This is a genomic window from Flavobacterium notoginsengisoli (assembly GCF_042686225.1).
Lineage (GTDB): Bacteria > Bacteroidota > Bacteroidia > Flavobacteriales > Flavobacteriaceae > Flavobacterium > Flavobacterium notoginsengisoli.
In genome coordinates this window covers 16,885-42,890 of record NZ_JBHUOT010000008.1, presented here as the reverse complement: position 1 = coordinate 42,890, position 26,006 = coordinate 16,885, and the positions used below count along the sequence as shown (strand labels likewise).

General features: G+C 33.4%; 23 protein-coding genes. 7 read left to right on the top strand and 16 right to left on the bottom strand.

Annotation, left to right across the window (positions count from 1 at the left end):
* Nucleotides 1-106 precede the first annotated feature (106 nt).
* The gene (locus tag ACFS3A_RS17695) at nt 107-1,351 is read left to right on the top strand and encodes a glycoside hydrolase family 71/99-like protein (protein ID WP_379826897.1); all 1,245 of its coding nucleotides are present in this window, start codon (nt 107-109) and stop codon (nt 1,349-1,351) included.
* 25 nt (nt 1,352-1,376) lie between these two features.
* Nucleotides 1,377-3,395 carry a glycoside hydrolase family 97 protein gene (locus tag ACFS3A_RS17690; protein ID WP_379826896.1) on the top strand — a complete coding sequence of 673 codons (2,019 nt, stop codon included), beginning with the start codon at nt 1,377-1,379 and terminating at the stop codon, nt 3,393-3,395.
* A 430-nt stretch (nt 3,396-3,825) separates the two neighbouring features.
* On the opposite strand, the gene ACFS3A_RS17685 is transcribed toward ACFS3A_RS17690, so the two are convergent.
* Nucleotides 3,826-4,740 (bottom strand): hypothetical protein, encoded by a 915-nt coding sequence (locus tag ACFS3A_RS17685; RefSeq protein ID WP_379826895.1) that lies wholly within the window; start codon nt 4,738-4,740, stop codon nt 3,826-3,828.
* 173 nt (nt 4,741-4,913) lie between these two features.
* On the opposite strand from ACFS3A_RS17685, the gene ACFS3A_RS17680 reads away from it, so the two are divergent.
* From ACFS3A_RS17680 to ACFS3A_RS17670, 3 genes are all read left to right on the top strand, one after another.
* Nucleotides 4,914-5,390: a MarR family winged helix-turn-helix transcriptional regulator gene (locus ACFS3A_RS17680; RefSeq protein WP_379826894.1), complete on the top strand. Its 477-nt coding sequence runs from the start codon at nt 4,914-4,916 to the stop codon at nt 5,388-5,390.
* Between the two features lie 62 nt (nt 5,391-5,452).
* The gene (locus ACFS3A_RS17675) at nt 5,453-6,871 is read left to right on the top strand and encodes an MATE family efflux transporter (protein ID WP_379826893.1); all 1,419 of its coding nucleotides are present in this window, start codon (nt 5,453-5,455) and stop codon (nt 6,869-6,871) included.
* Nucleotides 6,872-7,053: 182 nt separating this feature from the next.
* The gene (locus ACFS3A_RS17670) at nt 7,054-8,214 is read left to right on the top strand and encodes a hypothetical protein (protein WP_379826892.1); all 1,161 of its coding nucleotides are present in this window, start codon (nt 7,054-7,056) and stop codon (nt 8,212-8,214) included.
* Nucleotides 8,215-8,408: 194 nt separating this feature from the next.
* Here ACFS3A_RS17670 and ACFS3A_RS17665 read toward each other — a convergent pair whose 3' ends face one another.
* On the bottom strand, nt 8,409-8,843 hold the full coding sequence (locus ACFS3A_RS17665) for a DUF6526 family protein (RefSeq protein WP_379826891.1): 435 nt from the start codon (nt 8,841-8,843) through the stop codon (nt 8,409-8,411).
* Nucleotides 8,844-9,139: 296 nt separating this feature from the next.
* The gene (locus tag ACFS3A_RS17660) at nt 9,140-9,625 is read right to left on the bottom strand and encodes a DNA-deoxyinosine glycosylase (RefSeq protein ID WP_379826890.1); all 486 of its coding nucleotides are present in this window, start codon (nt 9,623-9,625) and stop codon (nt 9,140-9,142) included.
* Between the two features lie 193 nt (nt 9,626-9,818).
* Between ACFS3A_RS17660 and ACFS3A_RS17655 the strand changes: the two genes are divergently transcribed.
* Nucleotides 9,819-10,844, top strand: a complete 1,026-nt coding sequence (locus ACFS3A_RS17655) for a helix-turn-helix domain-containing protein (RefSeq protein WP_379826889.1) — start codon at nt 9,819-9,821, stop codon at nt 10,842-10,844.
* A 206-nt stretch (nt 10,845-11,050) separates the two neighbouring features.
* Nucleotides 11,051-12,004 (top strand): bifunctional helix-turn-helix transcriptional regulator/GNAT family N-acetyltransferase, encoded by a 954-nt coding sequence (locus tag ACFS3A_RS17650; RefSeq protein WP_379826888.1) that lies wholly within the window; start codon nt 11,051-11,053, stop codon nt 12,002-12,004.
* Between the two features lie 78 nt (nt 12,005-12,082).
* Here ACFS3A_RS17650 and ACFS3A_RS17645 read toward each other — a convergent pair whose 3' ends face one another.
* The 13 genes from ACFS3A_RS17645 to ACFS3A_RS17585 all read right to left on the bottom strand — a co-directional run bounded on the left by ACFS3A_RS17645 (nt 12,083) and on the right by ACFS3A_RS17585 (nt 25,646).
* Nucleotides 12,083-13,282, bottom strand: a complete 1,200-nt coding sequence (locus ACFS3A_RS17645) for an NAD(P)/FAD-dependent oxidoreductase (protein ID WP_379826887.1) — start codon at nt 13,280-13,282, stop codon at nt 12,083-12,085.
* The gene (locus ACFS3A_RS17640) at nt 13,279-13,791 is read right to left on the bottom strand and encodes a low affinity iron permease family protein (protein WP_379826886.1); all 513 of its coding nucleotides are present in this window, start codon (nt 13,789-13,791) and stop codon (nt 13,279-13,281) included. The genes ACFS3A_RS17645 and ACFS3A_RS17640 overlap by 4 nt, the downstream gene beginning before the upstream one ends.
* A complete protein-coding gene (locus tag ACFS3A_RS17635) occupies nt 13,791-16,616 on the bottom strand; it encodes an AsmA-like C-terminal region-containing protein (RefSeq protein WP_379826885.1) in 2,826 nt (941 codons plus the stop codon). The genes ACFS3A_RS17640 and ACFS3A_RS17635 overlap by 1 nt, the downstream gene beginning before the upstream one ends.
* 152 nt (nt 16,617-16,768) lie before the next feature.
* Complete coding sequence (locus tag ACFS3A_RS17630; RefSeq protein WP_379826884.1) at nt 16,769-17,605, bottom strand: MlaD family protein; 837 nt, start codon at nt 17,603-17,605, stop codon at nt 16,769-16,771.
* A gap of 22 nt (nt 17,606-17,627) precedes the next feature.
* Nucleotides 17,628-18,407: an ABC transporter ATP-binding protein gene (locus ACFS3A_RS17625; protein WP_179005413.1), complete on the bottom strand. Its 780-nt coding sequence runs from the start codon at nt 18,405-18,407 to the stop codon at nt 17,628-17,630.
* A 2-nt stretch (nt 18,408-18,409) separates the two neighbouring features.
* Nucleotides 18,410-19,168, bottom strand: coding sequence for an MlaE family ABC transporter permease (locus tag ACFS3A_RS17620; RefSeq protein WP_179005415.1), 759 nt, complete (start codon nt 19,166-19,168; stop codon nt 18,410-18,412).
* Nucleotides 19,169-19,436: 268 nt separating this feature from the next.
* Nucleotides 19,437-21,707: a glycosyltransferase gene (locus ACFS3A_RS17615; protein WP_289660992.1), complete on the bottom strand. Its 2,271-nt coding sequence runs from the start codon at nt 21,705-21,707 to the stop codon at nt 19,437-19,439.
* A gap of 348 nt (nt 21,708-22,055) precedes the next feature.
* Nucleotides 22,056-22,523: a DUF1440 domain-containing protein gene (locus tag ACFS3A_RS17610; RefSeq protein ID WP_379826883.1), complete on the bottom strand. Its 468-nt coding sequence runs from the start codon at nt 22,521-22,523 to the stop codon at nt 22,056-22,058.
* A gap of 25 nt (nt 22,524-22,548) precedes the next feature.
* Nucleotides 22,549-23,058, bottom strand: a complete 510-nt coding sequence (locus ACFS3A_RS17605) for a DinB family protein (protein ID WP_379826882.1) — start codon at nt 23,056-23,058, stop codon at nt 22,549-22,551.
* Between the two features lie 175 nt (nt 23,059-23,233).
* Nucleotides 23,234-23,443 (bottom strand): hypothetical protein, encoded by a 210-nt coding sequence (locus tag ACFS3A_RS17600; protein ID WP_179005421.1) that lies wholly within the window; start codon nt 23,441-23,443, stop codon nt 23,234-23,236.
* A gap of 12 nt (nt 23,444-23,455) precedes the next feature.
* A complete protein-coding gene (locus tag ACFS3A_RS17595; RefSeq protein WP_179005423.1) occupies nt 23,456-23,836 on the bottom strand; it encodes a DoxX family protein in 381 nt (126 codons plus the stop codon).
* Nucleotides 23,837-24,236: 400 nt separating this feature from the next.
* Nucleotides 24,237-24,968: a GNAT family N-acetyltransferase gene (locus ACFS3A_RS17590; RefSeq protein ID WP_379826881.1), complete on the bottom strand. Its 732-nt coding sequence runs from the start codon at nt 24,966-24,968 to the stop codon at nt 24,237-24,239.
* A 72-nt stretch (nt 24,969-25,040) separates the two neighbouring features.
* Nucleotides 25,041-25,646, bottom strand: coding sequence for a Crp/Fnr family transcriptional regulator (locus ACFS3A_RS17585; RefSeq protein ID WP_379826880.1), 606 nt, complete (start codon nt 25,644-25,646; stop codon nt 25,041-25,043).
* Nucleotides 25,647-26,006 lie beyond the last annotated feature (360 nt).

Below are 26,006 nucleotides of genomic sequence, written 5' to 3'. Positions count from 1 at the left end.
ACACATAGCTATGTGCATTTATGTGAGTGAAACGCCTTTTTTGGAGTTCCAAAAACTATGTTTCTATGTGTTTAAATTATTAAGTATTATAAAATAGTACATCAGTATGAAAAGATATATCACATCATTGGTTTTTGGTTTAATGAATATTGTGATGGTTGCCGGATGCAGCAGCGATGACAAAGGTTCAGACAAACCAACGGAACCAGAAAAAACAGCACCTGTTGCGATTGAGAAAACCAACAGCACCAAAATTTATATGCATTATATGCCGTGGTTTGAAACCAACGAAAGCAGTGCCGATAAAAAATGGGGATATCACTGGACAATGGCCAACAAAAATCCGAACAATGTTGGAACAAACGGTCGTAGAGAAATTGCATCTTATTATTACCCGCTAATTGGGCCATATCATTCAGGCGATAAAAATGTGATTGAAAATCATTTATTACTGATGAAATATTCAGGAATCGACGGTATTTTAATTGATTGGTACGGCACTTACGATGTAAACGATTACCGAATGGTCAAGGAAAATACAGAGCAGCTAATTGAAATGCTGGACAAAGTAGGTTTAGAATATGCGATTGTTTACGAAGACCGATTTTTAACCAATGTTGTCAACGCTGGAAAGGCAATTTCGGTAACCAGTGCGGCAAAAACAGATTTAGCTTATGTTCAAAATAATTATTTTACTGATGCTAATTATATCAAAATTAATGGAAAACCTCTTTTGATGAATTTTGGACCAATCGTTTTGCAGACTGCTGCTGAATGGACAAATGTGTTTGGAACTTTAACTACAAAACCAACATTTTTAACGCTTTGGGATCATTCTGCAAAAGCAGGGGATAATGCTGCCGGTGAATATGCTTGGGTATACAAAGACAATACTTTCTTGACTAATTTTTACACTAATACAAAACCAAAATTAGGTATTGCAATGGGAAGTGCCTATCCAGGTTTTAAAGATTTTTATGCTGCAGGTGGGGGCGGCGCAGCAATTGGATGGACAATAGAACATAACAACGGAGCAACACTTGATGAAACATTGACTTTGGCTAAAAATGCCAATATCAATTACCTGCAGTTGATTACCTGGAATGATTTCGGAGAAGGAACCATGTTTGAACCAACCGTAGAATTTGGATATTCTTATATCGAAAAAATAAAAGCTTTTTCGGGAGTAAAAAATACAGAAAATGTTTTTCCTGATATCAGCAAATTGTATGATTTACGCGTACAGAAAAAAGGAAATGTCGATGCCCAGAAAAAACTCGATCAAGCGTTTAATTATTTTGTTTCGATGCAGTCAGCAAAGGCAAAACAAGTATTAAGCGAAATTAAATAGAGCGGTAATTAATACAATTTAAATAATGAAAAACAATAAATATAGATACTGTATAGTCGCGCTGGCATCCATGTTGCTTTTTGCCTGCAGTACTAAAAAAACGTATAAAATCAGTTCTCCTGAAAAAATCTCTGAACTTACTTTTGAATTAACACCTTCGGGACAGCCGCAGTATCGTTTTTCTTCTAACGGAAAATCGGTTATTGAACCGTCACTTTTGGGATTTGAATTTCAAGGTTTACCCAAAATGACCGATGGTTTTGAAGTCGTTTCAACAGAAGAAAAATCGGCAGATGAAACCTGGGAACAGCCTTGGGGCGAATTCAAAAAAGTAAGAGATCATCATAATGAGTTAATTGTTCACTTAAAAGAAGCAAAAGGCGAAGAGCGTTTGGTTGATATCATTTTCAGGGTTTTTGATGATGGTTTAGGATTTCGATATGAATTTCCAAAACAGCCGAATTTAGGAAAAGTTAAAATCTCAAATGAAGTGACACAATTTACTTTTAAAGATAATAACGAAGTTTGGTGGATTCCGGTTCATCGTGAAAATAGTTATTATGAAAGTGAATATCGTAAAACGTTAATGAGTAAAACGGATACGATTAATACACCGGCCACTTTTGAAACCAAAGACAAATTATACGTAGCGATTCATGAAGCTAATTTAACAGATTTTGCTTCAATGACACTTTTAAAAACATCTGATAAACAATACAAAAGTGGTTTAGTGCCTTGGGCTGATGGGGTAAAAGTATATGCGGAAACACCATTTAAAACACCTTGGAGAACAATTGTGGTAGGAAAAAATCCGGGAGAAGTAGCAACTTCAACTATTATGCTGAACCTAAATGAACCTTCAAAAATTGAAGATTTATCTTGGATCACACCTTCAAAATATATTGGAATCTGGTGGGGAATGCATTTAGAAAAGTACACTTGGGGGCAAGGGCCAAAACATGGTGCCACAACCAAGAATACTAAAGAATACATTGACTTCGCTGCAAAAAATGGTTTTGACGGCGTTTTAGTAGAAGGCTGGAACGAAGGTTGGGACGGCGACTGGACTGCTGATGGTTCTGCATTTAGTTTTACAAAAGCCTATCCCGATTTTAATTTGGAAGAAATTACCAAATATGCTGCGGTAAAAAATGTTCGTTTAATCGGACATCATGAAACGGCTGGGGCAACTAAAAATTATGAAAACCAATTAGAAGATGCATTCAAATTGTATCAGAAAATGGGAGTGAATTCGGTTAAAACGGGTTATGTAAACAAATATCTGGACAAAAAAGAATGGCATGATAGTCAATACGGAGCACGTCATTATAGAAAAGTAATCGAAACGGCAGCGAAATATCACATTATGATTGACAATCATGAACCTATGAAAGGAACGGGATTACAACGTACTTATCCAAATTTCATGTCGCAAGAGGGAGGTAGAGGTCAGGAATATAATGCATGGTCTGTAGATGGAGGAAATACACCAGAGCATTTAACCACTTTACCTTTTACGAGAATGCTTTCGGGGCCTTTTGATTACACTCCAGGGAATTTCAATTTTGATTATAAAACACCATCCGGAGCAAAAGTACAGACGACTTTGGCAAATCAATTGGCGTTGTATGTCATAATTTTCAGTCCGTTACAAATGGCTTCTGATTTACCGGAAAATTACGAAGGAAAACCGGAATTTCAGTTTATAAAAGACGTTCCTTGTACTTGGTCAGATACGAAAGTTTTAGATTCAAAAATTGGAGAATACACTACAATTGTACGTAAAGATTGGGACGAAAAAAAATGGTATTTAGGTTCAATCACAAATAGACATGCAAGAGACTTAAAAGTCGCTTTATCATTTTTAGATAAAGACAAAGAATACGAAGCAGAAATCTACGCAGACGGAACAGGAGCCAATTATAAAACCAATCCGTATCCGGTCACAATCTCTAAACAAAAAGTAAACAGCAAAACCGTTTTAAACATTAAGTTGGCTGCTGGCGGAGGAACAGCAATAAAATTTTCTCCAATCGAGAAATAAATAAGTTTAGTTTTATTTTGAGTTAAGTAGTTTAAGTTTGGTAATAAACCCGATAGCAGTGTAGTTATCGGGTTTGTTTTTGTTTCAGGTTTCAAGTTTGAAGTTTTCTTAGCTTTGAACATAATTTTACCGCAAAGAGCGCAAAGGTATTTTTGCTGTGTGTTATGTTTTGAGAGTATTAAGTTCGCAAAGCTTTGTGCAAAAAAAATCTCGCAAAGTCGCAGAATCGCAAAGGAAATAAAACTTTGCGTCTTCGCGACTTTGCGAGATTATTACATTTAACTATAAAAAACTTTGCGACCTTTGCGTAAATCTTTGCGTGCTTTGCGGTAAAAAAAAACGATAGCAAAGCAGTTATCAGGATTGCGGTAAAAAAAAATATACTCAAAGTATAGAAACCTTAGCATCTCAGCATCTTAGAACCTCTAAACTAATGCTTATAAAGCTTCACATGATTACCGAAGCTGTAAGTTGCGGTTAAAGTTGGACCATTATAGCCCCATTTGAAGAAACCATTGAGTCTTTCTTTTTCCATATCCACTCTAATATTTAGTCCGGTATAACCCGCCATTAAGCTGAAGTTTTGATAGACATTATACAAAACAGATAAATTATAACTCAATAATCTTCCGTCAAAATCATTGATTTTAATGGCAAAATAGTTGAAGTTAGCGTAAAGACCCACTTTTCTTCCTAATACAAATTCCCCCCAAATACCAAGATCCGGAAGAGGAGCAGTAAAACCAAAATTATCTTTAACCTCTAAATTTGCTGTTGCGCCAGCCAGTCCTATTCCCACATCGCCAAATAAAACGTGTGCACCAATAAGAGCTCCGATTTCATATTTAGGTTTCGATACAAATGCATAACCATAAGTAATTCTTCCGATATGATTGTCCATGAATGCATAAACTGTAGCGTCTACAGGATATACGTGATCACGAAATTCAATTTCTTTTTGTAGTGTTTTAGTAGAATTTCTACTTAAATAATAATATTCTGCACCAAGTCTTGATCTTCGGGAAATTCTCCATTCAAAAGCACCAAAAAAGGAAGTTGTACTTTTGTTAAAGCCAAGGTCTTTTTCAAAATCAATTATATTTCCAAATTGACCATTATTACTACCGACTTTAACTTCTGTATTATTAACAGGAAAAAAAACACCGGCTGTTACTTTAAATCTTCTTGCGTGCCACGGAAGATCATCGGCATAATTATCCTGAAAATTTTCACTTTCAGACTTAACAGTCGTTAAATTTTCGATTGAACTTGCCTCTGCAAATGTTTGGGCATTTACCGGAATCCAAAAGAACGTCATTACCAAAAAAAATAATAATTTTTTCATCAGATATGTTTTTAGATTTTGATTAGGTAATATTTAACAATAAAGTTAGTAAATATTATCGTTCATTTTTCTTTTTTATACTGAATTGTTTTGTTGAAGTGATTGGTTATCAGTAAAATAAGAAATTAATTCTAGAATAGTTGACATGTCATCCTTTTTTGTAGCTTTGCCTCATGGAAAAAGTAAATACAGATAAAGAGCATTTTTCAAATTTTTGGAAAGAGGAAATATCCGATAGTTTTTTCTTTCAGATTCATCGTATTAAACGAGCAATTTTTAGAAGAACCAATGCATTAATGACAGAAGCGGGAATAACATTACAACTGGAACAATTACCATTGTTAATGATTCTGAATCATAAAAGTCTTTCCCAGCGAGAATTGTCAGATAAAACGATGCGTGATAAGTCTTCAATTTTGAGAAGTATAAATGCACTTGAAAAGAAGAACTTAGTTGAGGTAGTAAAAGATAAAAGGGATAAAAGAAAGAATATAGTAAGCCTTACTAATGAAGGAATGAATCTGGCTAAAAGTATTCGTTCCCTGATGAAAAGAGCTGAAGAGGAAGTAATGTCTGTTTTTACTCCAAAAGAAAGAATAGAAGCCTTGAATGCAGTGAGATTTTATGCAGATAAATTAGAAACGCTTTAATTTTTTTTTAAGCTTTAAAAGTTGATATGTCAACTTATTTTAAATGATTATTTGATTGAAAAATGAAAAAAAACGAATTATTAGAAGGACCAATTCTTTCTTCATTATTAAAATTGGCCGTTCCCATTATGATTGCCAATCTTTTGCAGGCTGCCTATCAATTAGTTGATGCCTTTTGGGTTGGACGATTGGGAGGCGATGCGGTTGCTGCGGTTTCGATAAGTACACCAGTAATATTTTTAACCATTGCTTTAGGAACAGGACTTGCCATTGCTGGATCTATTTTAATTGCCCAATATTTTGGTGCAGGAAACCAGAAAATGGTCAATCATGTGGCGGCGCAGACTTTGTCGATGGTTATTATTGTATCGGTTGTATTGTCTATTATTGGCTATATTTTAAGTCCGTACTTTTTATACCTTTTAAAGGTTGAACCTCAGGTCTATGTTGATGCTCTAGGATTTATGAGAGTGGCATTTGTGGGATTGGTTTTTAGTTTCGGATTTATGATTTTCCAATCGATTATGCGTGGAGTTGGGCGTGTAACCTTGCCGGTTTATATTGTTTTGGGAACTGTAATTTTAAACTTTGCACTTGATCCATTATTTATTTACGGATGGAATTTTATTCCGGCAATGGGTGTAAAAGGTGCGGCATTGGCCACTTTATCAACTCAGCTTTTGGCAATCATTATCGGATTTGCGATTTTGTTTAGAGGGAAACACGGAATTCATCTTCGTATTCAGGATTTTAAACCGGATTGGGATCATATTAAAAGAGCTTTTCAAATTGGATTTCCTTCTTCAATCGAACAGTCTATGCGTGCTTTAGGAATGATGGCGATTACATTTTTGATTGTACGTTTTGGTACAACGACTGTGGCTTCGTATGGTGCAGGTTCTAATTTAATTCAGCTGATTTTAATTCCGGCTCTAGGACTTTCTATGGCAATTGCCACTTTGGTAGGACAAAATATTGGAGCCGGAAATGTAGATCGCGCTGCCGAAATTTCAAAATTAGGAGCTTATCTTGGTTTCGGATTATTGACAGGATTAGGAATCATAGCTTTTATTTTTGCACCTTATTTAATTGCTTTTTTCGTTCCGAGAGATCATGCTGTTATTGAAGGTGGAACAGAATTATTGAGAATTACTTGCCTTTCATGGGGATTTCTGGGGTTACAGCTTTGTTTAACAGGTGTTTTCCGCGCTGTTGGAAATACCAAACTTCCTATGATTCTGACTTTGGTGTCACAATGGGTAATTCAGTTCCCATTAGCTTTTATTTTGTCTCATAATACGCCTTTAGGAAAACACGGAATTTGGTGGGCTTTCCCAATTGCTTCTGTAGTAACGGCTTTAATCACTATTGTAATGTATGTGAAAGGCGATTGGAAAAAAGAAAAACTAACAGGAAAAACCAATAAACTAATCGATAAAGTAGAACGAGAAATAGTAGAAGAAGGATTTGAGGTTAAGTAAGGTGCTAAGATGCTAAGGTTCTAAGACACAAAGTAACAAAGGTTTTGTAGAGACGCACTGCTGTGCGTCTTTTTTTGAGGGTTTTAAAAAAAAACTTTGTCACTTTGTTTCTTTGCTACTTTGTCTCTTTTCAAAAAAAACTTAGTATCTTAGAATCTAAGAACCTTAGCAACTTAAAAAAAATGACCCAAAACTTAAAACGTTATTTCGTAAAATCCTTAATAGTCTTAGCTTTAATCCACTTAATTTATTTTTTATACGGTTATTTTACTTTTGAAGGAATAGCAAATATTGACATTTATACAGAGTTCTACCGTTTTAAATTTTATGATGACGTTTCGATTTCACATTTTTTTGTCAGCGGATTATTTTTACTTTTTTTTCTTATTTTTTTACTAAAAAATCATTCTGGACAAAGTTATAAAGCGGGAAGTCTGCTTCAAATTTGGGGTTGTTTATTATTAATTTCATTTTTGACATTTTCATTTTTCATTAGCTATAGTTTTGGGATGAATGCTAAACTGAAAACAGAACTTTCTGAAAATGATTTTAATAAGGATAAAAAACTGCTTAATGTTCTCAATCCTTTTTTATATGGATTTACTTCTTACAGTTCCGATAAATTGTTTAATTATGAGAATATATTATATCCAAAGCCTTATCCGGTAATCCGAAAGGAAGATACTATTTCCCCAGGAGAATATCCGATAACAGAAACCAGTTATTACAGTATTGATACGATTAAGGCCTTAACAAGCACTTTTGATAAAACGACCAGTAAAGCAGATAGTATTCTGAATATTTTAGGTTTTGATAAAGATGAATTGTATAAAAGAATGATATCAAAAAGAGTAATAAACGACAGTACAGAAATCATTTTTAAAAGCGTTCAGGTTAATCCCCAATACGACGAGGATATTTGTATCTTTTTGCAAAACAAGTCTTTGTTTAAATCAATCAAAGGAGATTCAATTTATAAGCAGCAATATCAGTCGGCTAAAGACCGCTATAAGTTATTGTATCAATCCAAAAAGGATTCTTTGACTTATGAGTTTCAGAAATTGGATACGCTTTTTAGAAAATACAAAATTGAGACAAGTATTGTTCCAAAAGTATTAGCACAAGACGTTTATCGTTATAGGGATAATCATGACGATCCGATAAGCGGTATCCAGAATACTTTTGATAGAAAAGCATTAGCCGAAAAGTTTACGATTTTAGATAAGCTCTTTTACCAGCCTAATTATCTGCATCCGAATATTATTGGAATGTACTTTATAGTAATTTTTTCTGTTTGGCTGTTATTGTTTTTGATTTATTTGCCTTTCAATAAGAAGAAGTAAAAAAAACAATATCAATAACAAAAATCAATAACAATTTCAATATCAAAAAGCAATAAGAATAAAAATGTCAATTTAAAAAGGAAACAAAGCATTCCTGTTGATTTTTTTCATTGTCATTGATATTGGTTTTTGCCATTGCCATTGCCATTGCCATTGATTTTTGAAATTGTCATTGATTTTTGCCATTGAAATTACTAAACTCGGTGGTAATCGGCTTTCCAGTGTACAATGGCTTTTTTAATGGCGTCGCCGCTTAAACCATTTTTTAAGGCATCTTCCACAAGTGGAATCAATTCGCTGTCTGGAGCAAATCGAAGAGCAAATATTTGATCATCTGTTAATTTGTATTCAAATTCTTCAAATCTTTTGCCTGTTAAAGTAAAATAACGGTAGCGCATTTCTAAGCGTACAATTCGATTTTGCAGGGTTAAGGCATAGTGCTGTCGTAACATATAAGCAATTGCAAATAAGAAAACAAAAGCTACGCTTATGAAAATCCAAATCAAATGATCTTCTGTTGTTATGGCAAAATAAATACTGCTGATTAAAAATAAAATTAAAACAGGATAATATATAAAATGGTGCGGTTTGTAGAACCTTATATGATTGGAATAGGTCTGAATCTTCATGTTTTTTCTTTTAAAGGTACTCTAAAAAACAAAGCTGCTCTATAAAATTATAGAGCAGCTTTTTCCCAAAAATAAACTAACATAACCAATGTTCTCTTTATAGTATAAACTTTTTACAGTTTTCTAAGTAATTTTAGTAAGAATAAAGTCTTTTCTCTTCGTTAATCAAATCTTCACTAGGACTTGTTTTTCTTTTTGTAAAATTACTTCAGGAGTAGTGGTAATTTGTTATATTTTAATCGGAAAAAGTTACATGATTCCAATATTTGGATTTTAATTTTATAAATAATGATCTGTTATAATAAGGTTTTAATGACTTTCCATTCATTCAATTTATCCTGAAAAGCCTTTCCTGCATTGGCGGGACTGGTAGAAGGAAGAGTGATTTGCTGATATTGTTTATTTAAATGAATATATTTCTTGAAAAAGACTGCTGCTTTTTGGCCATTAAAAATTATAACATTAATAGAAGGATGATTTTCAAGAAAATTTTCAAAATCATTAGCAATTTCATTTTTAATTGCGCTGTCCAAACTTCCCACACGATCACAAAATTGTAAGACATCCCAAAGGGCGATATTATTTTTTATCAATAATGTTTTGCGTGTTTCATAATCGTATGAAAATTCTTCTTCGAGAATTGAGAATAGAAATTTCCAAAAATTGTTTTGATTGTGTCCATAGTATTGATTGAGTTCTAAAGATTTTGTTCCAGGCATCGTACCTAAGATTAAAATTTTAGATTTTTTTGAACTTATTGGCGCAAAAGAAAAACTTTTCATAATTGTATAACCGATGTTTGTTGATTTATGTTAAAATAAGCATTAATAAGGAATTATAAAACAAAACCAGAAAATTATATAACATTTTTGGCCTGTGATTGGACGAACTTTGACATTCAGATTTTTAGAAATACCAACGAAGTAATTCGGTTTAAAATTTGTTTTGCAGATGTAGAATTTAAATCCCATCGTCATGAAAATTATTACTATAAATACAGAAAGAACTCAAAATATATTTAATGAACTTCAAGCTAATTTTGGAGGGAAGGTTGCTTTTGATTTAGATGAATATTCATTAGAAGTCGAAAACAGCTTTGCAGAAGGCTCGATTGTGGGAGCTTCCTTTAATGATAATATTTCTTATGTGCAGTTTGATATGACATTTTCAGCAGATGTTCGATTAGATATTCTTAATGTAAAGTCTTCACCTATCTATTTTGCTTATTGTTCAAAAGGAAATTTATCGCATAGTTTCGGATTGAATGGAGAAGAACGAAAATTAAAAACGTTTCAAACTGCCATTGTGACCTCAAAACAGCATCAGGATAATATTCTATACTTTGAAAAAGGAAAGAAAACCAAACTGACTTTAATTATTGTTGGAACTCAAACTGATGCGGTAACCCAAGCTCATTCCTTAAATCAACAGGTAAAAGATACTTTTTTTGAAAATAATCTAGTGCAGGATTTCTTTTATATTGGTTCTTATAATTTACAGATTGCCGAAAAAATCGAGCAACTTAATTCGATTACACAAACCGGAATTGTTAGAAATTTACTGAAAGAAGGAATTATGAGAATTATTCTGGCAATGGAAATCCAACAGCATTCAGACGATTTACATGCTTTCGCAAATGAGTCTAATGGACTGACTTTAAGAGAAATGGAAGAAATCAAAGAACTTTCAGAATTTATAAAAACAAGTCCGGAAGAAGCTTTTTCAATAAAATCACTGAGCAAAAAATCAGGTTTATCTCCGAACAAATTACAGGAAGGATTTAAAATGATACACAATCGCACGGTCAACGATTATATTACACATATGCGCGTATTAAAAGCAGAAATCTTAATTAGAACTTCTGATTTAAATATTTCTGAAATCGTGTATTGTATTGGTTTTACGAGCAGAAGTTATTTCTCAAAAATCTTCAAACAAAAATTCAACTGCAGTCCAAAAGAGTATAAGTTTAATTTGAATTCGTTGGCTATAACGGCGTAAACGCCTAAGCTACTTAGGTTTTAAGTTTTTTGAATTGGAATACTATCTAAATAATTAAATATAAAGTCGTTAGCTCTTAAGCATGATATATAAACGCTGAGGTTCTAAGAATTTTAAGTTAAAAAACTTAGAATCTTAGGACCTCAGTTGCTTAATATCTAAAAAAAATTATATATTTACATAACTAGTTATATAATTAATTATTTATGGATTTTTTTGATAAAGTAGGTAAAGCGGCTTTAGGAAGTCGTTTACGTTTGATGACAGCAGCGATAACAGATGATGCTTCTAAAATTTATGAATTGTACGGTGTTGATTTTGTGCCGAAATGGTTTCCTGTTTTTTATGTTTTGACTGAAGAAAGAGCATTGACAATTACTGAAATTGCAAATGAAATTGGCCATTCACAGCCTTCTGTCAGCAAAATTATTCAAGAAATGACGAATGCTGGGATAGTAGAAGAAAGTTTAAAAACAGATGATAAAAGAAGAAATAATGTCGTTTTGACTGCAAAAGGACTTTCTCTTTCTAAAACGATTCAGCAACAGTTAAAAGATATTGATGTTGCTATTGATGGTTTAATTTCAGAATCAAAACACAATCTTTGGGCGGCGTTGGAGGAATGGGAGCATTTATTAAGTCAAAAATCAATGTTTAAAAGAGTGAGCGATCAAAAGAAACTTCGTGAAAGCAAAGATGTAGAAATTGTAGAGTATCAGTCTAAATATAGGGAAGTCTTTAGAGCATTAAATGTAGAATGGATTTCTACATATTTTGAAATGGAAGAATCTGATTATAAAGCATTAGACAATCCTGAAGAATACATCATTAATAAAGGCGGAAAAATCCTGGTTGCATTATATGAAAATGAACCCGTAGGTGTCTGTGCTCTTATCAAAATGGAAAATTCGGAATACGATTTTGAAATGGCAAAAATGGCTGTTTCTCCAAAAGCGCAGGGAAAAAGTATTGGCTGGCTTTTAGGAAAAGCAATTGCTGATAAAGCTAAAGAACTGGGAGCAAAGAAGATTTATTTGGAAAGCAACACGATTTTAAAACCTGCTATAAATCTGTATTATAAACTTGGTTTTGAGAAAGTTTTTGGATTGGAAACGCCCTATAAGAGATGTAATATTCAGATGGAGTTAGTTCTTTCTTGAAGTTGCTAAGGTTCTAAGATACTAAGGTTCTAAGAAAAAAAAGCTTAGAGCCTTAGTATCTCAGTATCTTAGAATCTTTCATCGCCCAAACCTGTAATATTCTAAGTCTGTGTTTTTTTTATTGTGCAGAGAATCCAGAATAGAATTCATTCCAATTACGCTGAAAGTGATTCCGTTGCCTCCGAATCCCAAAATGTAATGTTCATTTCGTCTTGGATTTGGTTTCCCGAAATAAGGAAGTCCGTCTTTGGTTTCTCCAAAAGTTCCTGCCCAGGAGTAATCAATTTTAAAGTCAAGATTTGGAAAACGCTTAAAAAACTGCTTTAGAAGATACTGTTCTTTTTTGGGCAATAATTTATCTCGTTTTCTGGGATCTTTAAAATCTTCGTCGCCACCGCCCATTATAATTCGATTGTCTTCGGTAGTTCTGATGTAATGATAAGGCGCTGCCGTGTCCCAAAATATAGCATGTTTAAAATGTTCCGGAAGATCCGGCTGACTTTCAGAAGCAATGACATAGGTGCTTTTTAAATTTACCACTTTTTCGTTTAATGTTTCCGTGCTCTCATAACCTGTACAGTGTATAATATGAGAGGCTGTTATTGTATTTTTAGAATCAGTATGCGCGATAATTTTACCTTTTTGATGCTGGATTGAATTTATGTTTGTACGATCATAAATCTGCATTCCTTTTTGATGACAGTGATACAAAAGATCGTTTGCCAGTTTAAAAGGATCCATTACAGCAGCCGTTTTAGATTCAATACCCGCAATGGCATTTAAACCCATTTTTTGAAGTTCAAACCGACTCAGCCAACTGATTTCAAATCCATGTTGCTTTCGTGCTTTATATTCATTTTTTAAAAAAGGAACATCTTTTTTTAAGGTTGTAAAATAGATACTTTTTTTAAACTCAAAATCGCAGTCGCAACCAATATTGTCAATAATATTGCGAAGGTCAAAAATGGCTTTTTTTCCGTTTTGATAACTGTCTACAGCACATTTGGCGCCTCGAAGTTTAATAAGCTGGTGTAAGGGAACATCAATTTCATACTGCAGTAATGCGGTGCTTCCGGAGGTGCTTCCTCCACAAACGTCGCGCCGGTCTACGAGTATAATTCTTTTTCCTTCGTTGACCAGTTTATAAGCGGTCAGCGCTCCTGTAATTCCTCCGCCAATAATTAGAATATCAGTATTGAGATCCGTATCAATGGAGGGATAACTGTGCTTCATGGCATTTTTTAGAGGCCAGTAGGTTTCGGTTGAACTTAATTTCATTTTTTGGTGTTGTTTTTGGTGGGACTTTTGGTAGTTTTTTTATTTATAGGTTTATTATTTTTCTCTTGCTTACGATTATGAAGTTCATGGGCTTCGGCTATAGAATGTGAAGTTCTGATGCTTTCATCTTTTTTGGCTAATTCGCTTAAACGATGGTAGTACTTCTGAATGATAATCATTTCTTCTTCGGTCATACTTTCAATATCAACCAAACTGTTGCTGGATGATTCATTGGATGCAACGAGCTCATTTAGTTTAAGCTGAATGGCAAGTGAATCTTTATTTTGCGCTTTCTGAATTAAGAAAACCATCAGGAAAGTAATAATAGTTGTTCCTGTATTAATAACTAACTGCCAGGTTTCAGAATAATCGAAAATAGGCCCTGAAACTGCCCAGGCCACAACAATAACAAAGGCACCAATAAAAGCCGTTGTGCTTCCTGCAGCTTTAGAAACTTTTGTGGCAAACTTATCGAATGCGCTGTTGCTATGTTGTGACTTAGATTTCATTACGATTTTGCTTTGGATTTACTTACTTTTTCTTTTCGAATCACTTTATTATTTTTTTCATCATAAACGGCCGGGTCGATTTCTTGTCCCGTTTTGCTGAAAATTTTGATTTTTGGAGCTTCGTGTGTTCCGGTAATGACAATCGGAAAACCGATGATTCCGAAAAGAGGAAGACCCAGACGCATCCTAAGATCCAAAAGTCCGTCAAAGCTTGTAGTTCCTTTAATTGTAGGTTTAAAACTGGCTACAGTAAAGGTAAATGGCTCAATATTAATTAGGTTTTTATCAATTGTCGATTTGATTTCTATTCCTTTCATATCAGGATTATTCAAACCATTTTGTCCTGTTTTAGAACTGATTCCATCAAATAATTTTAGGCCTTTAATTTTTACATCGCGTAGATTAATTGTTCCGCCGCCTTCTAAAGATTCGTAAATCGGACCCATATTTCCGTTTAAATCGCCTTTGATTTTATAATCAACAGAAACAATTCCGTGTGCTTTTTCGGCTGCAGTAACCATGTCATGAAACATCGGAATTTCTTTGTATGCCCTCTGTACATCAAAATCTTTTGCCGTAAAATGGGCATCAAAATGCGCAGCTGTTGGCGATTCGTCTTTGTAAGAAGCATCAATTCCTAAAATACAGTCAATGATATTAAAGGTAGTGTTTTCTAAATAGAATCCACCTCTTGTTATACCGGTTTTTCCGTTCAGTTTATTGAAAACCAACCCATTGTATTCTATCTTGTCTGCGTTTGCATTTAAACTGACATTCAAATTCTTGGGAATCATAACGACACCACTCATTTTGGGATGATCTTCTTTGGCGTAATCAACTTCGATTTTTCGATCGGTATTTTCACCTTTTTCAAGTGCCATAAATTCGTCAACATTAATCAGTTTTGATTTTAAGTTGAAGTTGCCGCTCAAAGTTCCGTTAGATTCTAAAAAGTAATTGATCGTATTTAAAAGATAACCGTTAATATCAAAATCAGATTTTCCGTAAGAAGCATTAAATTTCTCAAACCACATTTTCTCATTCTGAAAACGGAAATTTCCCTGTTTGATAAAAAAGGCTTTCGGAAACAATTCAGAAGTCGCTTTTATATTTTTAAGAATCAAAGTTCCTTTGTTGTCCAGTTTATCATATTGTCCAGTCGTGGCGTAACTTTGTTTTCCTTTTAACGAAAGATCGGCTTTGGCATAACCAGTTAAATCCAATCCTTTTTGAGAGAAAACCTGATAAATTTTGCCCACATTCAATTCGCCTTTAATTTTAGCATTATAAGCCAAATCACTAAAGTCTGATAAGGTTGCATTTACATAAACTGGATTTCCTTCAAATGTGAAAGAAGCAGGAGCGACCGCCACAATTAAATCTTGAAAAGTTCCTGCTTTGTTCAGCATATTAGCCACAAAGGTAATATTGGTAATTGGGTTTGGATAATATTCGGTTTTCAGCCAGCCATTTCGTAATGAGATGCCTCCAATCGTTTTTGGAAACAGTTTTTTGGTGGTGCTGAATAATCCTCTGGCTTGTATATTCGTTTTTAAAATCCCTTTTAAATCAACACTGTTTAATCCTAGTGCGGCATCAACAACAGCTAAATCTAAGTCTCCTTTTACACTGGCATTAATGTTCATTTCACTTAAGCCTTTACTATGCAGATAAGCATTGAAATAATCTTTTTCGCCCACTTTAAATTTCAACGTTCTAAGATTTACCAAAAGTTGTTCGGTATCTAAAGACGGAAGAATAGCATTTAGATCCATCTGAAAATCTTTTAATGGAACAGGTGCGTCTTTGTAATTAACGGAACCTTCATTAATTTTTAGATTGAAAGCTAAATTTGGTTTTTGTTTTTTCGAAACATTGTAATCTCCCTTAAAGGTCAGTAATAAATCACTTCTTCCTGAAATTTCTGTTTTCTCCAGCCAGGTTAAATATTCAGGAGGCATTACAGACAATAAATCTTTGACCGTTGTATTCTCTGAAGCCGCTTTAATATTGATTTTATATCCGTCTCTTAAAATGGTAAATAACCCGGTGAATTTTAAAGGCAGTTTATTGATTTTTAATTCATTTTTTTGAAGAATAAACGAAAGCGAATGTGTATTAATTCGGGTAATTAAATCTGCCTGTACTTTTTTCTTTCTTAAATAGCCTGTTCGATCATAGTAGAAGTCAAGATTATCGATTTTGGCATCTGTAGCCAGATCAAAAATATCTTCGCTTAAATTTCCTTTTCCGACATAATTAAAACCTTTAGCATCAACTAAAATCTTAGCAGAACGATCATTGTATTTTACATGGCAGTTTTTTAAATCAATTCTTTCTAATCTTATTGCAGTTCCTTCTTCAGGTGCATTTGGATTTTCCTTTTCATTTTTTCGGTCTTCTGGCGCCACATAAATATTGTAATTGGCCTGACCTTTTTCATTTACCATTACATTGATTAAAGCATCAGAAACATAGAGTTTATTGATTTTTACTTCATTGTCAAAAATCAGACGTTTTAAATTGATTCCGAAAGCAACTTCATCAGCTTTCAATAAAGTATCATTGCTGAAAGGTTTAGAACCCGTTAAAGACAAATTATCTAAAGAAACAGTAAGAGATGGGAAATGGGTAAAAAAGGAAAGTTTAGATTTGGTAAAATCCAACTTCGTATCCAATCGTTCGTTAGCAATTTTCTTTACTTCCGAAGCAATTTTACCAGGAAACAACATTGGGATTATAAATAGCAAAAACAAGATTACCGCAATTGTTATTCCGGTAATCTTTAAAACTTTTAAGGCGGTATGTTTAAATGAAGTAGGCATGTATTGTAAGTTTTTGCTGTTTAAAACAGCTGATTAAAAATAAAATATTTTTGTCAGAATTTTAAACTGTAAAGTTGTAATATAGAACTATGAGTTATAAATGATTTGGAATTAGAACTTCCAAATCCTAAAATTCAATGTTATAATGAAAATTATTTCTTTTCAGTTTCAGCTTTTTTAGCTTCTTCCTGTTTTTGTTTTTCCTCTTTTTCTTTTTGAGCTTTCTCTTGTTGTTCCTTCTCTTTCTTTTCTTTTTCTTTAGCAGCTTTTTCTTGTTGTTCTTCTTTTTTCTCCTTTATTTCTTCTTGTTTTTTTGCTTTTTCTTTCTCTTTTTTCTTGTAATAACCTCTCAACAAAAAGTTGCTTTTAGCCGCTTCCATATTATCGCTGAAACCTTTTGTTCCCGATTCCAGGTTGTTAAGTGTATTCGAAACGCTGTTGGCCATTTTATCATCTTTAACCAAACGAGCAAGAGCGCCGTTCCCGTTATTCATGCTGTGGCTGAAAATCGCTATTTCATCTGAAATTACGCCGATATTATCGACACTCTTTTTAACGCTTTTCATGATGTCGTGCATTTCAATTCCGTCAACAGAAGCTATTACGCCATTGTCTCCAATAATTTGCTGTGACTTTGTGCCGGGAGAAATAGTCAAAACTTTATCGCCCATAAGCCCGTCTGAACCAATGCTGGCTGTTGCATCTGTTTTAATAAATTTGCGGACATCTTCTTTCATGACCAAAACCACGATCACAGTCGAGTCATTTTTTAATTGAATTTGTTCGACAGTTCCAACATTAATTCCGGAGAAACGAACATTATTTCCGACTTCCAGACCGCTGACCGTTTTAAACTGAGAAGTAATATGAAAGGTTGAACCGAAAAGGTTTTTTTGTTTTCCAATAAAATATACGGCCATTATAAAAAGCAGTAAACCTATTGTTACAAACATTCCTAATTTCCAAGTATATCCCGATTGCTTTTCCATGATTTCTATTTTTTATTTTGCTTTATTCAAAAAATGAGCGTACCCATTCGTCTTCGTCTTTTTCTAATTCTTCGTAAGTTCCTTCTGCATGTATGACACCGTCTTTTAAAACAATGATTCGATCGGCAGTTAATTTTGCACAAGCCATATCATGCGTAATGATAATTGCAGATGTTTTTTGTTTTTGTTTAATGTCCAGAATTAATTCACTTATTTCTCTTGATGTTATAGTGTCTAAACCTGTTGTAGGTTCATCGTATAAGATAATTTCAGGTTTTAAGATTAAAGTTCTTGCCAAGCCAATTCTTTTCCTCATACCGCCTGAAAGTTCTGACGGCATTTTATCAATAGCATCAGCTAAACCGACATTTTCAAGCGCTTCCATTACTTCATTTTCGATTTCGTCAGCACTTAAATCTCGTTTGTGTTTGGTTAAGGTAAAAGCCAAATTTTCCCGAACTGACATGGAATCATATAATGCACCGCTTTGAAACAAAAAGCCAATCCTCACTCTGATTTCATTCAGTTCTTTTTTGGAAATGTTGAGTACGTTTTCATCAAACACTTTAATTTCTCCTTTATCTGGCTCAATCAATCCTACAATACATTTGATGGTAACTGATTTACCAGATCCAGAACGACCTAAAACGACTAAATCTTCTCCTTTGTTCAAAGTCAGATTAACGCCTTTTAGGATCTTATTGTCTTTTCCAAAAGTTTTATGCAGATCTTTTATTTCAATAATTGGAGTCTGCTTTTTTTCTTTTGTTTTAGGTTCTTTATGTAGTTTTTCTTTGTCCATTTTTAAAAGAATAAATCGGTTATTTGAACAGCAACCATATCAATAATAAAAATGCTTAATGATGCGGTAACTACTGCTGAGTTTGCTGCTTGTCCAACACTTTCGGTTCCGTTTGAAGCATTAAATCCTTTATAACATCCAATCATTCCAATAAAAAATCCGAAGAAAAAGGTTTTAATGGTCGCTGGAAATAAATCTAAAAATTCCAATGACTGAATAATTTGAGTTAAGTATCTGTAGAAATTTACATCTCCATGAATATTAATTCCTACATAACCACCAACTATTCCAATCGCATCTGCAAAGAACACTAAAACGGGAACCATTAGCGTACAGGCTAAAACTCTTGTCACTACTAGATAGTTATAAGGATTAACAGCCGAAACTTCCATCGCGTCTATTTGTTCTGTTACTTTCATGGATCCTAATTCGGCGCCAATTCCTGATGAAATTTTTCCGGCACAAATTAAGGCGGTAATTACAGGAGCAATTTCTCTAATTAAAGAAAGCGCTACCATTCCAGGAAGCCAGCTTTCGGCACCAAATTTCACTAAAGTCGGCCTTGACTGAAGCGTAAGTACCAAACCCATAATAAAACCTGTAATAGCTACCAACGGAAGTGATTTATAGCCAATAACATAACATTGTTTCAAAAACTCCCTAGTTTCGTAAGGCGGAATAAAAACCTCCTTAAAAAACTTTTTGGCGAACAAAGTAGTTTCTCCAATTTCGGCAAATGTATTTTTTAGGTTGAGAATCAAAATGTTTTTGTTTTAGATGAATGTTTTTAAAATGAAAATCAATTCTTTAACAGTTTTTGTGACTGACTGAATTATATAGGAAAGTTAGCTCAATACTTGTTAAAAAATTTTACACAAATTTTACACAGCCTTATATAATTTTCATAAATGCACAATAATTGAAACAAACTTGCGTTGCTTTTTTCCGTAAACAAAAAATCCCTTTCATTAAGAAAGGGATTTTCCAGGTTTTAAAAGAGAGGTATTTGGCTAGCTTCGCCTTTATACTTTATGAATTGATAGCAATTCCTGATCGGTTTTTTATTAACGGAATCACTTTAGATTGTGACATGGCTAATTTTTCCATTAATAATCTTGCTGTTAAATAACAAACAGTAGATTCTGCACCTTGATTTAAGTTTACATTGTGTTTTTCAAGTCCGTCATAACCACCGCCACTTACTGGGTTATACATAATCTGGTTCAAATGATTTTTACCTAAAAACCAGTTAAAAGCCGCTTTCATTTTCTTTTTGTACTGCGGTGTTTTAAATTCATTGTAAAATGCATTTAAAGTCATAATTGTGTACGTTACATCAATTGGCTGTTCTCCGTATTCTTGCGGTTCTGATCCTTTGTGATGCCAGCTTTGATTGGAGATGGCTTTAAAATTTCCGTTTGGAAATGTTTTAGAAATTAAGAAATCTAACGAATCTAAAGCTACTTTCTTGTAAACGGGTTTGTTTGTAATTAAATAAGCATACAGCATTGATTCTGGAAGAATTCCATTTCCGTATGTTAAATAATTTTCAAACCACTGCCAGTCTTCTGTTGCTGTATCCTCGTAATTGGCCAGTAATTTTGCATTTAGTTTATTGATAATTGCAGCTACATACAAATTCGGAATTGTGGAATGATATAAATACAAACCTTTAGTTGCAAATCCTATTGAGCGTGGCGACTGAATAGTTTCTGCCCATTTTAAAGAATGCAGTAAACATTTTGCAGCCTTTTTAGAAATCGCTTCTGGAAGAATATCTGAAATCGAAACTACAGTTCCTAAAGCCCAGATGGCTCTTGCGTTTGAATCTTCTAAATTCACTTCGGCATTTTGCTCCACATGTTCACGATTTTCCTGATCTACGTAATTGATGAAATTTCCTTTTGGCTGCTGGCAGCGTTGAATAAAATCTAAATAGATTAAAATATAACCTAAATCTTCTTTATCCTGAGTTTGTTTGTAATGCATACAGAAAGCAACTAATGCTCTGGCGTTATCGTCAAGCGTATATCCAGACTCTAAATCTGGAATTGAAATTTTACTGAATTGAATAATTCCAAGTTCTGTTGTTAATTTTTTGATATGTCGTAATTGAATGTCAGGATAACTGAATTTTATTTCTGCCGGATTTTCAATTAGTTTTTTATAAGTATTCATTTGTGTGATTGCAACATTTTCCCATGAAGAGGCTCTCATTTTGGTAAATGAATTAATCCCCATTTCATGTCTCAAGTTTTCATCTTCGATTAATTTAATAGCTGCAGCTGCAAATTGATCTGGATTTCCAATATCACATAAAATTCCAGAATCTGCAGTTAGAACTTCTGTGGTATGCGGAATTTTAGAAGCTACAATCGGGCATGCACAACCCATCGCATAAGAAAAAGTGCCGCTAACCGCCTGATTAGGATCTTTAGAAGTAAACATATAAATATCTGTAGCTTTCAAATACTCTAAAAGTTCATCAGTATCTAAATATTGATTTACGAAACGAACATTATTTTCAAGCTTTAATTCTTTAACAATGCCTTCCAATGTATCACGATAAGGATCTTTCCCGTCTTTAATTAAATTAGGATGTGTTTTGCCAATAATTAGATACAAAGCATTTGGTGCTTTTTCTACAATTTTTGGAAGCGCCTGTAATCCTGTTTCTATATTTTTTCCTTCGCCTAAAAGTCCGAAAGTAGATAATACTAATCTGTCCTGAATGTTTAATCTTTCTTTTGCCGTTTCTGGAGTTTCATAAACAACGATATGAGTTCCGTGAGGCACGCAAGTAATTATTTCTTCATTGATATCGTAGTCGTTAATTAGGATTTCTTTAGATTTATTGGTCATTACAAAAACCGAGTTGCTATAAGTCAAAAGAAGTTTTACAAATGTTTTCAATTCGTCATTTGGATTTGGAATGACACTGTGAAAAGTATAGGTAACAGGCACTTTTATGGCATTTAAAAAATCTAAAAGATGATCTCCGTAATTCCCTGAAAACAAACCAAACTCATGCTGAATGTGAACTAATTTTACAGCTTCGTCTTTATTGATTTCTTCAGCTACTTTAGCATATTCTTCTCTGTTTTTTGTGTTCAGGGTATAAGCTTGTGTAGGATGTTCTTTTGGTTCAAAAACAAGTTCACAAATTTCGCATTGAATAGATTTACCGTAAACATCTGTAATTCCTTTAATGGTATCTTGAGTATAAGTTGCTATGCCGCATTGCGTTGGCGGAAAAGTAGATAAAAAAACTATTTTTGATTTATTTGATATTGTTTTCATGAGGATTAATTTTTGTTCGGTTAATAACACGTCAAGGTTCAGAAATGCTACTCAATAGGATAGTCAGCAGCGCCATTAAAAATTAGATACAGCATATTTTCATCTGATTTTGTCGCCGTAAATAATTTTTAGATAAAATTACTTTAGTGATAAAGGGACGATTAATCCAATCGATCAAAAAATTAACTCAAAAGCTTAGACATGGTAATTCTGTAAGAATCCAAAATAATCCTGAAACCCTTTGTTAAACAGGTATTTCGCTAAATTTTTTGTTAAAAAACAGCACTTTTGAAATAAATGGTATTTGTAGGAAATAAAGAAATGAGAAATTGACTTTTTTTTAAGATTTTAATACCATTTAGCGTAATATTTGCGTGTTATAAAAGCTATGGGTACACCAACACAAAAAATTACAAGCAATATGGAAAGCAATAATGCAAAGTCTAAATTCTTTTCTGGCAAAACAGGAAAAACTATCGGAAGTACAAGTAAATTCATTACCACCCAGATAAAGAAACCATAAGCAATTCCGGATAATAATGTATTTATTTTGAAGAACGGAATATAAGGAAAGATCTTAAAATAAAACCAGGCAAATATAAAAGTAATTAAGAAATGAAGACACAGTCCAAAAAAAGTCATCTCTATTCCGCTGGTATAGGCTTCTTTTTTAAAGATACCGCTTGCGATAGACCGTAGGATTTTTTCGGCTGTTGTTTTATGAAGAATCACGGAATAAATTAAAATAGCGGCTGTAATATCTAATGTACCGGCTACTAAACCAGATGAAACGATGGTTTTTACTTTTGATCTCATAAAAATTGGTTTTGGTTACTGCTAGTTATTTTTTCTTGAGAATTTCATAAATCGATTTTAACTGATGCGTATGTCTTTGTGTGTGCACTATGACAAAGTGAAGCCACTCATAAATAGTGAAATTTTCAAAACCAGGAATTTTAGCATCCAGACAAATCAATGTTAAATCGTAAGTTTCTGCCGCTTCAAACAAATCATTTTGAATCTTTTTGACAGAAGCCGTCAAAGTACTTTTTTCATAATCAATTTCAGGAGGTTTTATATTTTCGGGAGATTGGTATTGGGTAGTAAAGTCTAAAAATATAGCATCGAGTTGTTTGACATTTTCATCTGGTTTACGAGTTGTTTTTTCAGTTTTTCCAGCAAATAACATCGGAATGCCAGAACATGCCAAAATAATATGCTGTACCGTTTGTCCGCCAGTCCAGCTTTCTTCAATGGGAACTACATTAATTTCTTCTTGAGAAAAATATTCAAGAATATCATTCAACTTAGTGTAGGTTTCTAAAATAGTATTTTGGACAGCACTTTTCATCTTATTTAATTTAGAAATTAGAGAATCGACAGCAAATGCAAACCTATGAGTTAAAAAGAACCCATAGTACATTTTTGTCAAATTAAATTTATAGAATTAGGGGAATGATAGTATTTCAAATATACGATAAAAAAATGTAAAATACTAAAAATGAATTGTTTGTATGCTTTGTTTTTTAAGGAAGCACTTCACAGGAATACCCATGAAAATTTAGGATCGAAATAATTTTGGCATTCGATATTTCATTGGCATGAACACGTAAAATTTTGTCACAATCTTCTAAATCAAAGTTGATTGAACTGTGTGGATAATGTTCCAGAAGAAGCTCAATGATAAGTTGGCATTGAGACTCTTCCTGAACATTGGTTTTAAAAACTTCAATCATAAAGTTTGAGTTTTAGAGCGCGATATTATTATAACGCTGTATTTTATGATAAGTCACATAAGAAACTACTAAAATGGCAAGAACAATTAGCGGGAAGAAACCTTGAAAATCAATTCCGTCTACCGCAAAGTGGCTGATTGATGCAAAAATAAAGTCGAATGCAAATCCAGCATAAGCCCATTCTTTAATACGTCCTGGAACTTGTGGAATTATTAAAGCTAAAACGCCAAGAATTTTAAAAACGACTAATGCATTTCCGAAGTATTCCGGATAGCCAAGATGTTTTATTCCTTCTTTTGCTAATTCAGTCTGAGAAGTTAAAGCCGGCATAACGCCTTCAAATAAAAAGATAAGGATGGTAGTAGTCCAGAAAATGATTTTGGTTGTTTTCATTGGGTATTTGTTTTAAATGATTATTAGTTAATGTATTACAAATCTAATAATGTTTTATTTTATACGAAATACACATTTGCGACTATTTTCGGGGCATTTTGGACAAGATGCTGATTTTAGATTTTAGTAGCAAAGCCTCGGGATAGACTTTAGATTGAAAATAGTTCTCGCAAAGAAACGAAGTCGCAAAGTTTTTTAGCTCTCGCAGATTTGGCAGATTGAGCAGATTATTTATTTTCGGGCTTAAAAATCTAATCTGCTCAATCTGCCAAATCTGCGGGAAACAAATCCTTTAATCTTTTTTAATCTGTGGTTTAAAAATAAAACTTTGCGACTTCGTTTCTTTGCGAGAGATTTAACAGTTTGATTAATTTGAATTTGGATTTTAAAATTTTGGAATTTACGTAAGTTGATAATTCGTAATCGTAAACAAATCCTCAAAACCCAATTTTGTATAAATTCCTTTTCCTAAAGCCGAAGCTTGTAATTGTGCATAATTACAATCAGCATCAATCGCTTCGTTTATGGCAAATTTCATGATTTCTTCTGCAAATCCTCTTTTACGCATTTCCGGAATAACGCCGACACCGTGAATTCCCATTGTTTTTTCGGTTTGGAAAAGAGTTAATGTTCCAATCGCTTTTCCTTCAAAATGAACCAAATAAAATTTCACATTTTCGTAATTAGCAACCAAAGTTTCTTTGCTAATTACATAACTAAAAGAAAGCGGATAAATATCTGACCAGGTTTTGGCATCTTCTTCATTTAAAACTCTTTTAAAAGTAAGATTGTTTTGAAGTGACAATTTTTCGCCCAATTTTAAAGCCATTGCTACAAGCTGAATTCGGACATTAAAGCCGTTTTTCTCGAAAATCTTTTTAGAATTGCTTCCAAAAATATCCCAATAGGGAACCACCAAACCTGGATTTTTCTCCATGGTTTCCAGAATCTGCTGAAAACTTTCTTCGGTAATATCTTTTCGAGACCATAATCTATTTGGCCAGCCTGAATTTTTGATTTGAGAAAATTCAAAAGGATTGTTTTTATGATAGGAAAGAAGAGGAGTGGCAACAGTTTTCCAAAGTGTCGTTAGATTGTCAATATTGTCTTTGATGAGGTTTATGTGGTTCATTTTAAATGACGAGTTTGAATAATAACACAAAGATAATTCTGGTCTTTTAGAAAAACCTTTACATATGTTGATTTACAAATCTTTTTCCAGACTTTTTCTGATTCGGCTTAACTGTGTTGGCGTAATTCCTAAATGAGAAGCAATATGAAGCAAAGGAACACGATCTGCAATTGTTGGATGTTTCTCCAGAAGATTAAGATATCTTTCGGTTGCGTTTTGCATTACTAAAGCGACTTCTCTTTGTTCTTTATCAATAATCCAGTTTTTCTCTAAATGAGCGATATAGAAGTTTTTGAGATCGTCGTTTTGATAGATCAGCTCCATATATTTTTTATAGTTGATGTTGATTACAATGGAATCTTCCAAAGCCTCAATTGTAAAATTGGATGGACTTTGGAGCATCAAGGAAACTTTAGAACCTGCAAAATAATTTTCCATAAAAAGATTCTTGTTATAGAAATTCCCCTGTTGATCGGTTATAAAAGCTCTTAGAATACCTTTTGCAATAAAATGAAGGTTTTTAGCGACTTCTCCATTTTGTAATAGCGTTTCTCCTTTTTTAAGCGTTTGGAAATTTGTAGTACTTTCAATCTGTTTCCAAGACTGATCAGAAAGCGGATAGTAACTTTCGATAGTTTGTTTTAGATTGTTGAGGTATATTTCTGGATTGAAAGTCATAGATTGGTTTGGTTTTGCCGCGAAGACGCTAAGGCAGAAAGTTTTTATTTTTTTAAGGCACTAGATTTACTATTCAAAAATAAAGAAATAACCGCAATTTTGTCATTTCGACGAAGGAGAAATCTTCACAAGTAGCTTCGCAACGAGAGTCCAATCTTTGTAGAGTTTCTCGCGGAGATTTCTCCTTCGTCGAAATTGACAAAAAATTGAGAATAAATCTCCACAATCAGCAAAATCTGCGAGAGACTTAAAAAAAACTTCGCGCCCTAGCGCCTTCGTGGCAAAACAAAAAACGCCATGAAACCCAAAGGTCTCACAGCGTTTTCATCTCAAAAAATAAATAATTAACGGGTATTGGGT

Excerpts from the sequence above, each read along its gene's own strand:
- ACFS3A_RS17695 (WP_379826897.1), top strand. The coding sequence starts at position 107 with ATGAAAAGATATATCACATCATTGGTTTTTGGTTTAATGAATATTGTG.
- ACFS3A_RS17690 (WP_379826896.1), top strand. The coding sequence starts at position 1,377 with ATGAAAAACAATAAATATAGATACTGTATAGTCGCGCTGGCATCCATG.
- ACFS3A_RS17685 (WP_379826895.1), bottom strand. The coding sequence starts at position 4,740 with ATGAAAAAATTATTATTTTTTTTGGTAATGACGTTCTTTTGGATTCCG.
- ACFS3A_RS17680 (WP_379826894.1), top strand. The coding sequence starts at position 4,914 with ATGGAAAAAGTAAATACAGATAAAGAGCATTTTTCAAATTTTTGGAAA.
- ACFS3A_RS17675 (WP_379826893.1), top strand. The coding sequence starts at position 5,453 with ATGAAAAAAAACGAATTATTAGAAGGACCAATTCTTTCTTCATTATTA.
- ACFS3A_RS17670 (WP_379826892.1), top strand. The coding sequence starts at position 7,054 with ATGACCCAAAACTTAAAACGTTATTTCGTAAAATCCTTAATAGTCTTA.
- ACFS3A_RS17665 (WP_379826891.1), bottom strand. The coding sequence starts at position 8,843 with ATGAAGATTCAGACCTATTCCAATCATATAAGGTTCTACAAACCGCAC.
- ACFS3A_RS17660 (WP_379826890.1), bottom strand. The coding sequence starts at position 9,625 with ATGAAAAGTTTTTCTTTTGCGCCAATAAGTTCAAAAAAATCTAAAATT.
- ACFS3A_RS17655 (WP_379826889.1), top strand. The coding sequence starts at position 9,819 with ATGAAAATTATTACTATAAATACAGAAAGAACTCAAAATATATTTAAT.
- ACFS3A_RS17650 (WP_379826888.1), top strand. The coding sequence starts at position 11,051 with ATGGATTTTTTTGATAAAGTAGGTAAAGCGGCTTTAGGAAGTCGTTTA.
- ACFS3A_RS17645 (WP_379826887.1), bottom strand. The coding sequence starts at position 13,282 with ATGAAATTAAGTTCAACCGAAACCTACTGGCCTCTAAAAAATGCCATG.
- ACFS3A_RS17640 (WP_379826886.1), bottom strand. The coding sequence starts at position 13,791 with ATGAAATCTAAGTCACAACATAGCAACAGCGCATTCGATAAGTTTGCC.
- ACFS3A_RS17635 (WP_379826885.1), bottom strand. The coding sequence starts at position 16,616 with ATGCCTACTTCATTTAAACATACCGCCTTAAAAGTTTTAAAGATTACC.
- ACFS3A_RS17630 (WP_379826884.1), bottom strand. The coding sequence starts at position 17,605 with ATGGAAAAGCAATCGGGATATACTTGGAAATTAGGAATGTTTGTAACA.
- ACFS3A_RS17625 (WP_179005413.1), bottom strand. The coding sequence starts at position 18,407 with ATGGACAAAGAAAAACTACATAAAGAACCTAAAACAAAAGAAAAAAAG.
- ACFS3A_RS17615 (WP_289660992.1), bottom strand. The coding sequence starts at position 21,707 with ATGAAAACAATATCAAATAAATCAAAAATAGTTTTTTTATCTACTTTT.
- ACFS3A_RS17610 (WP_379826883.1), bottom strand. The coding sequence starts at position 22,523 with ATGAGATCAAAAGTAAAAACCATCGTTTCATCTGGTTTAGTAGCCGGT.
- ACFS3A_RS17605 (WP_379826882.1), bottom strand. The coding sequence starts at position 23,058 with ATGAAAAGTGCTGTCCAAAATACTATTTTAGAAACCTACACTAAGTTG.
- ACFS3A_RS17600 (WP_179005421.1), bottom strand. The coding sequence starts at position 23,443 with ATGATTGAAGTTTTTAAAACCAATGTTCAGGAAGAGTCTCAATGCCAA.
- ACFS3A_RS17595 (WP_179005423.1), bottom strand. The coding sequence starts at position 23,836 with ATGAAAACAACCAAAATCATTTTCTGGACTACTACCATCCTTATCTTT.
- ACFS3A_RS17590 (WP_379826881.1), bottom strand. The coding sequence starts at position 24,968 with ATGAACCACATAAACCTCATCAAAGACAATATTGACAATCTAACGACA.
- ACFS3A_RS17585 (WP_379826880.1), bottom strand. The coding sequence starts at position 25,646 with ATGACTTTCAATCCAGAAATATACCTCAACAATCTAAAACAAACTATC.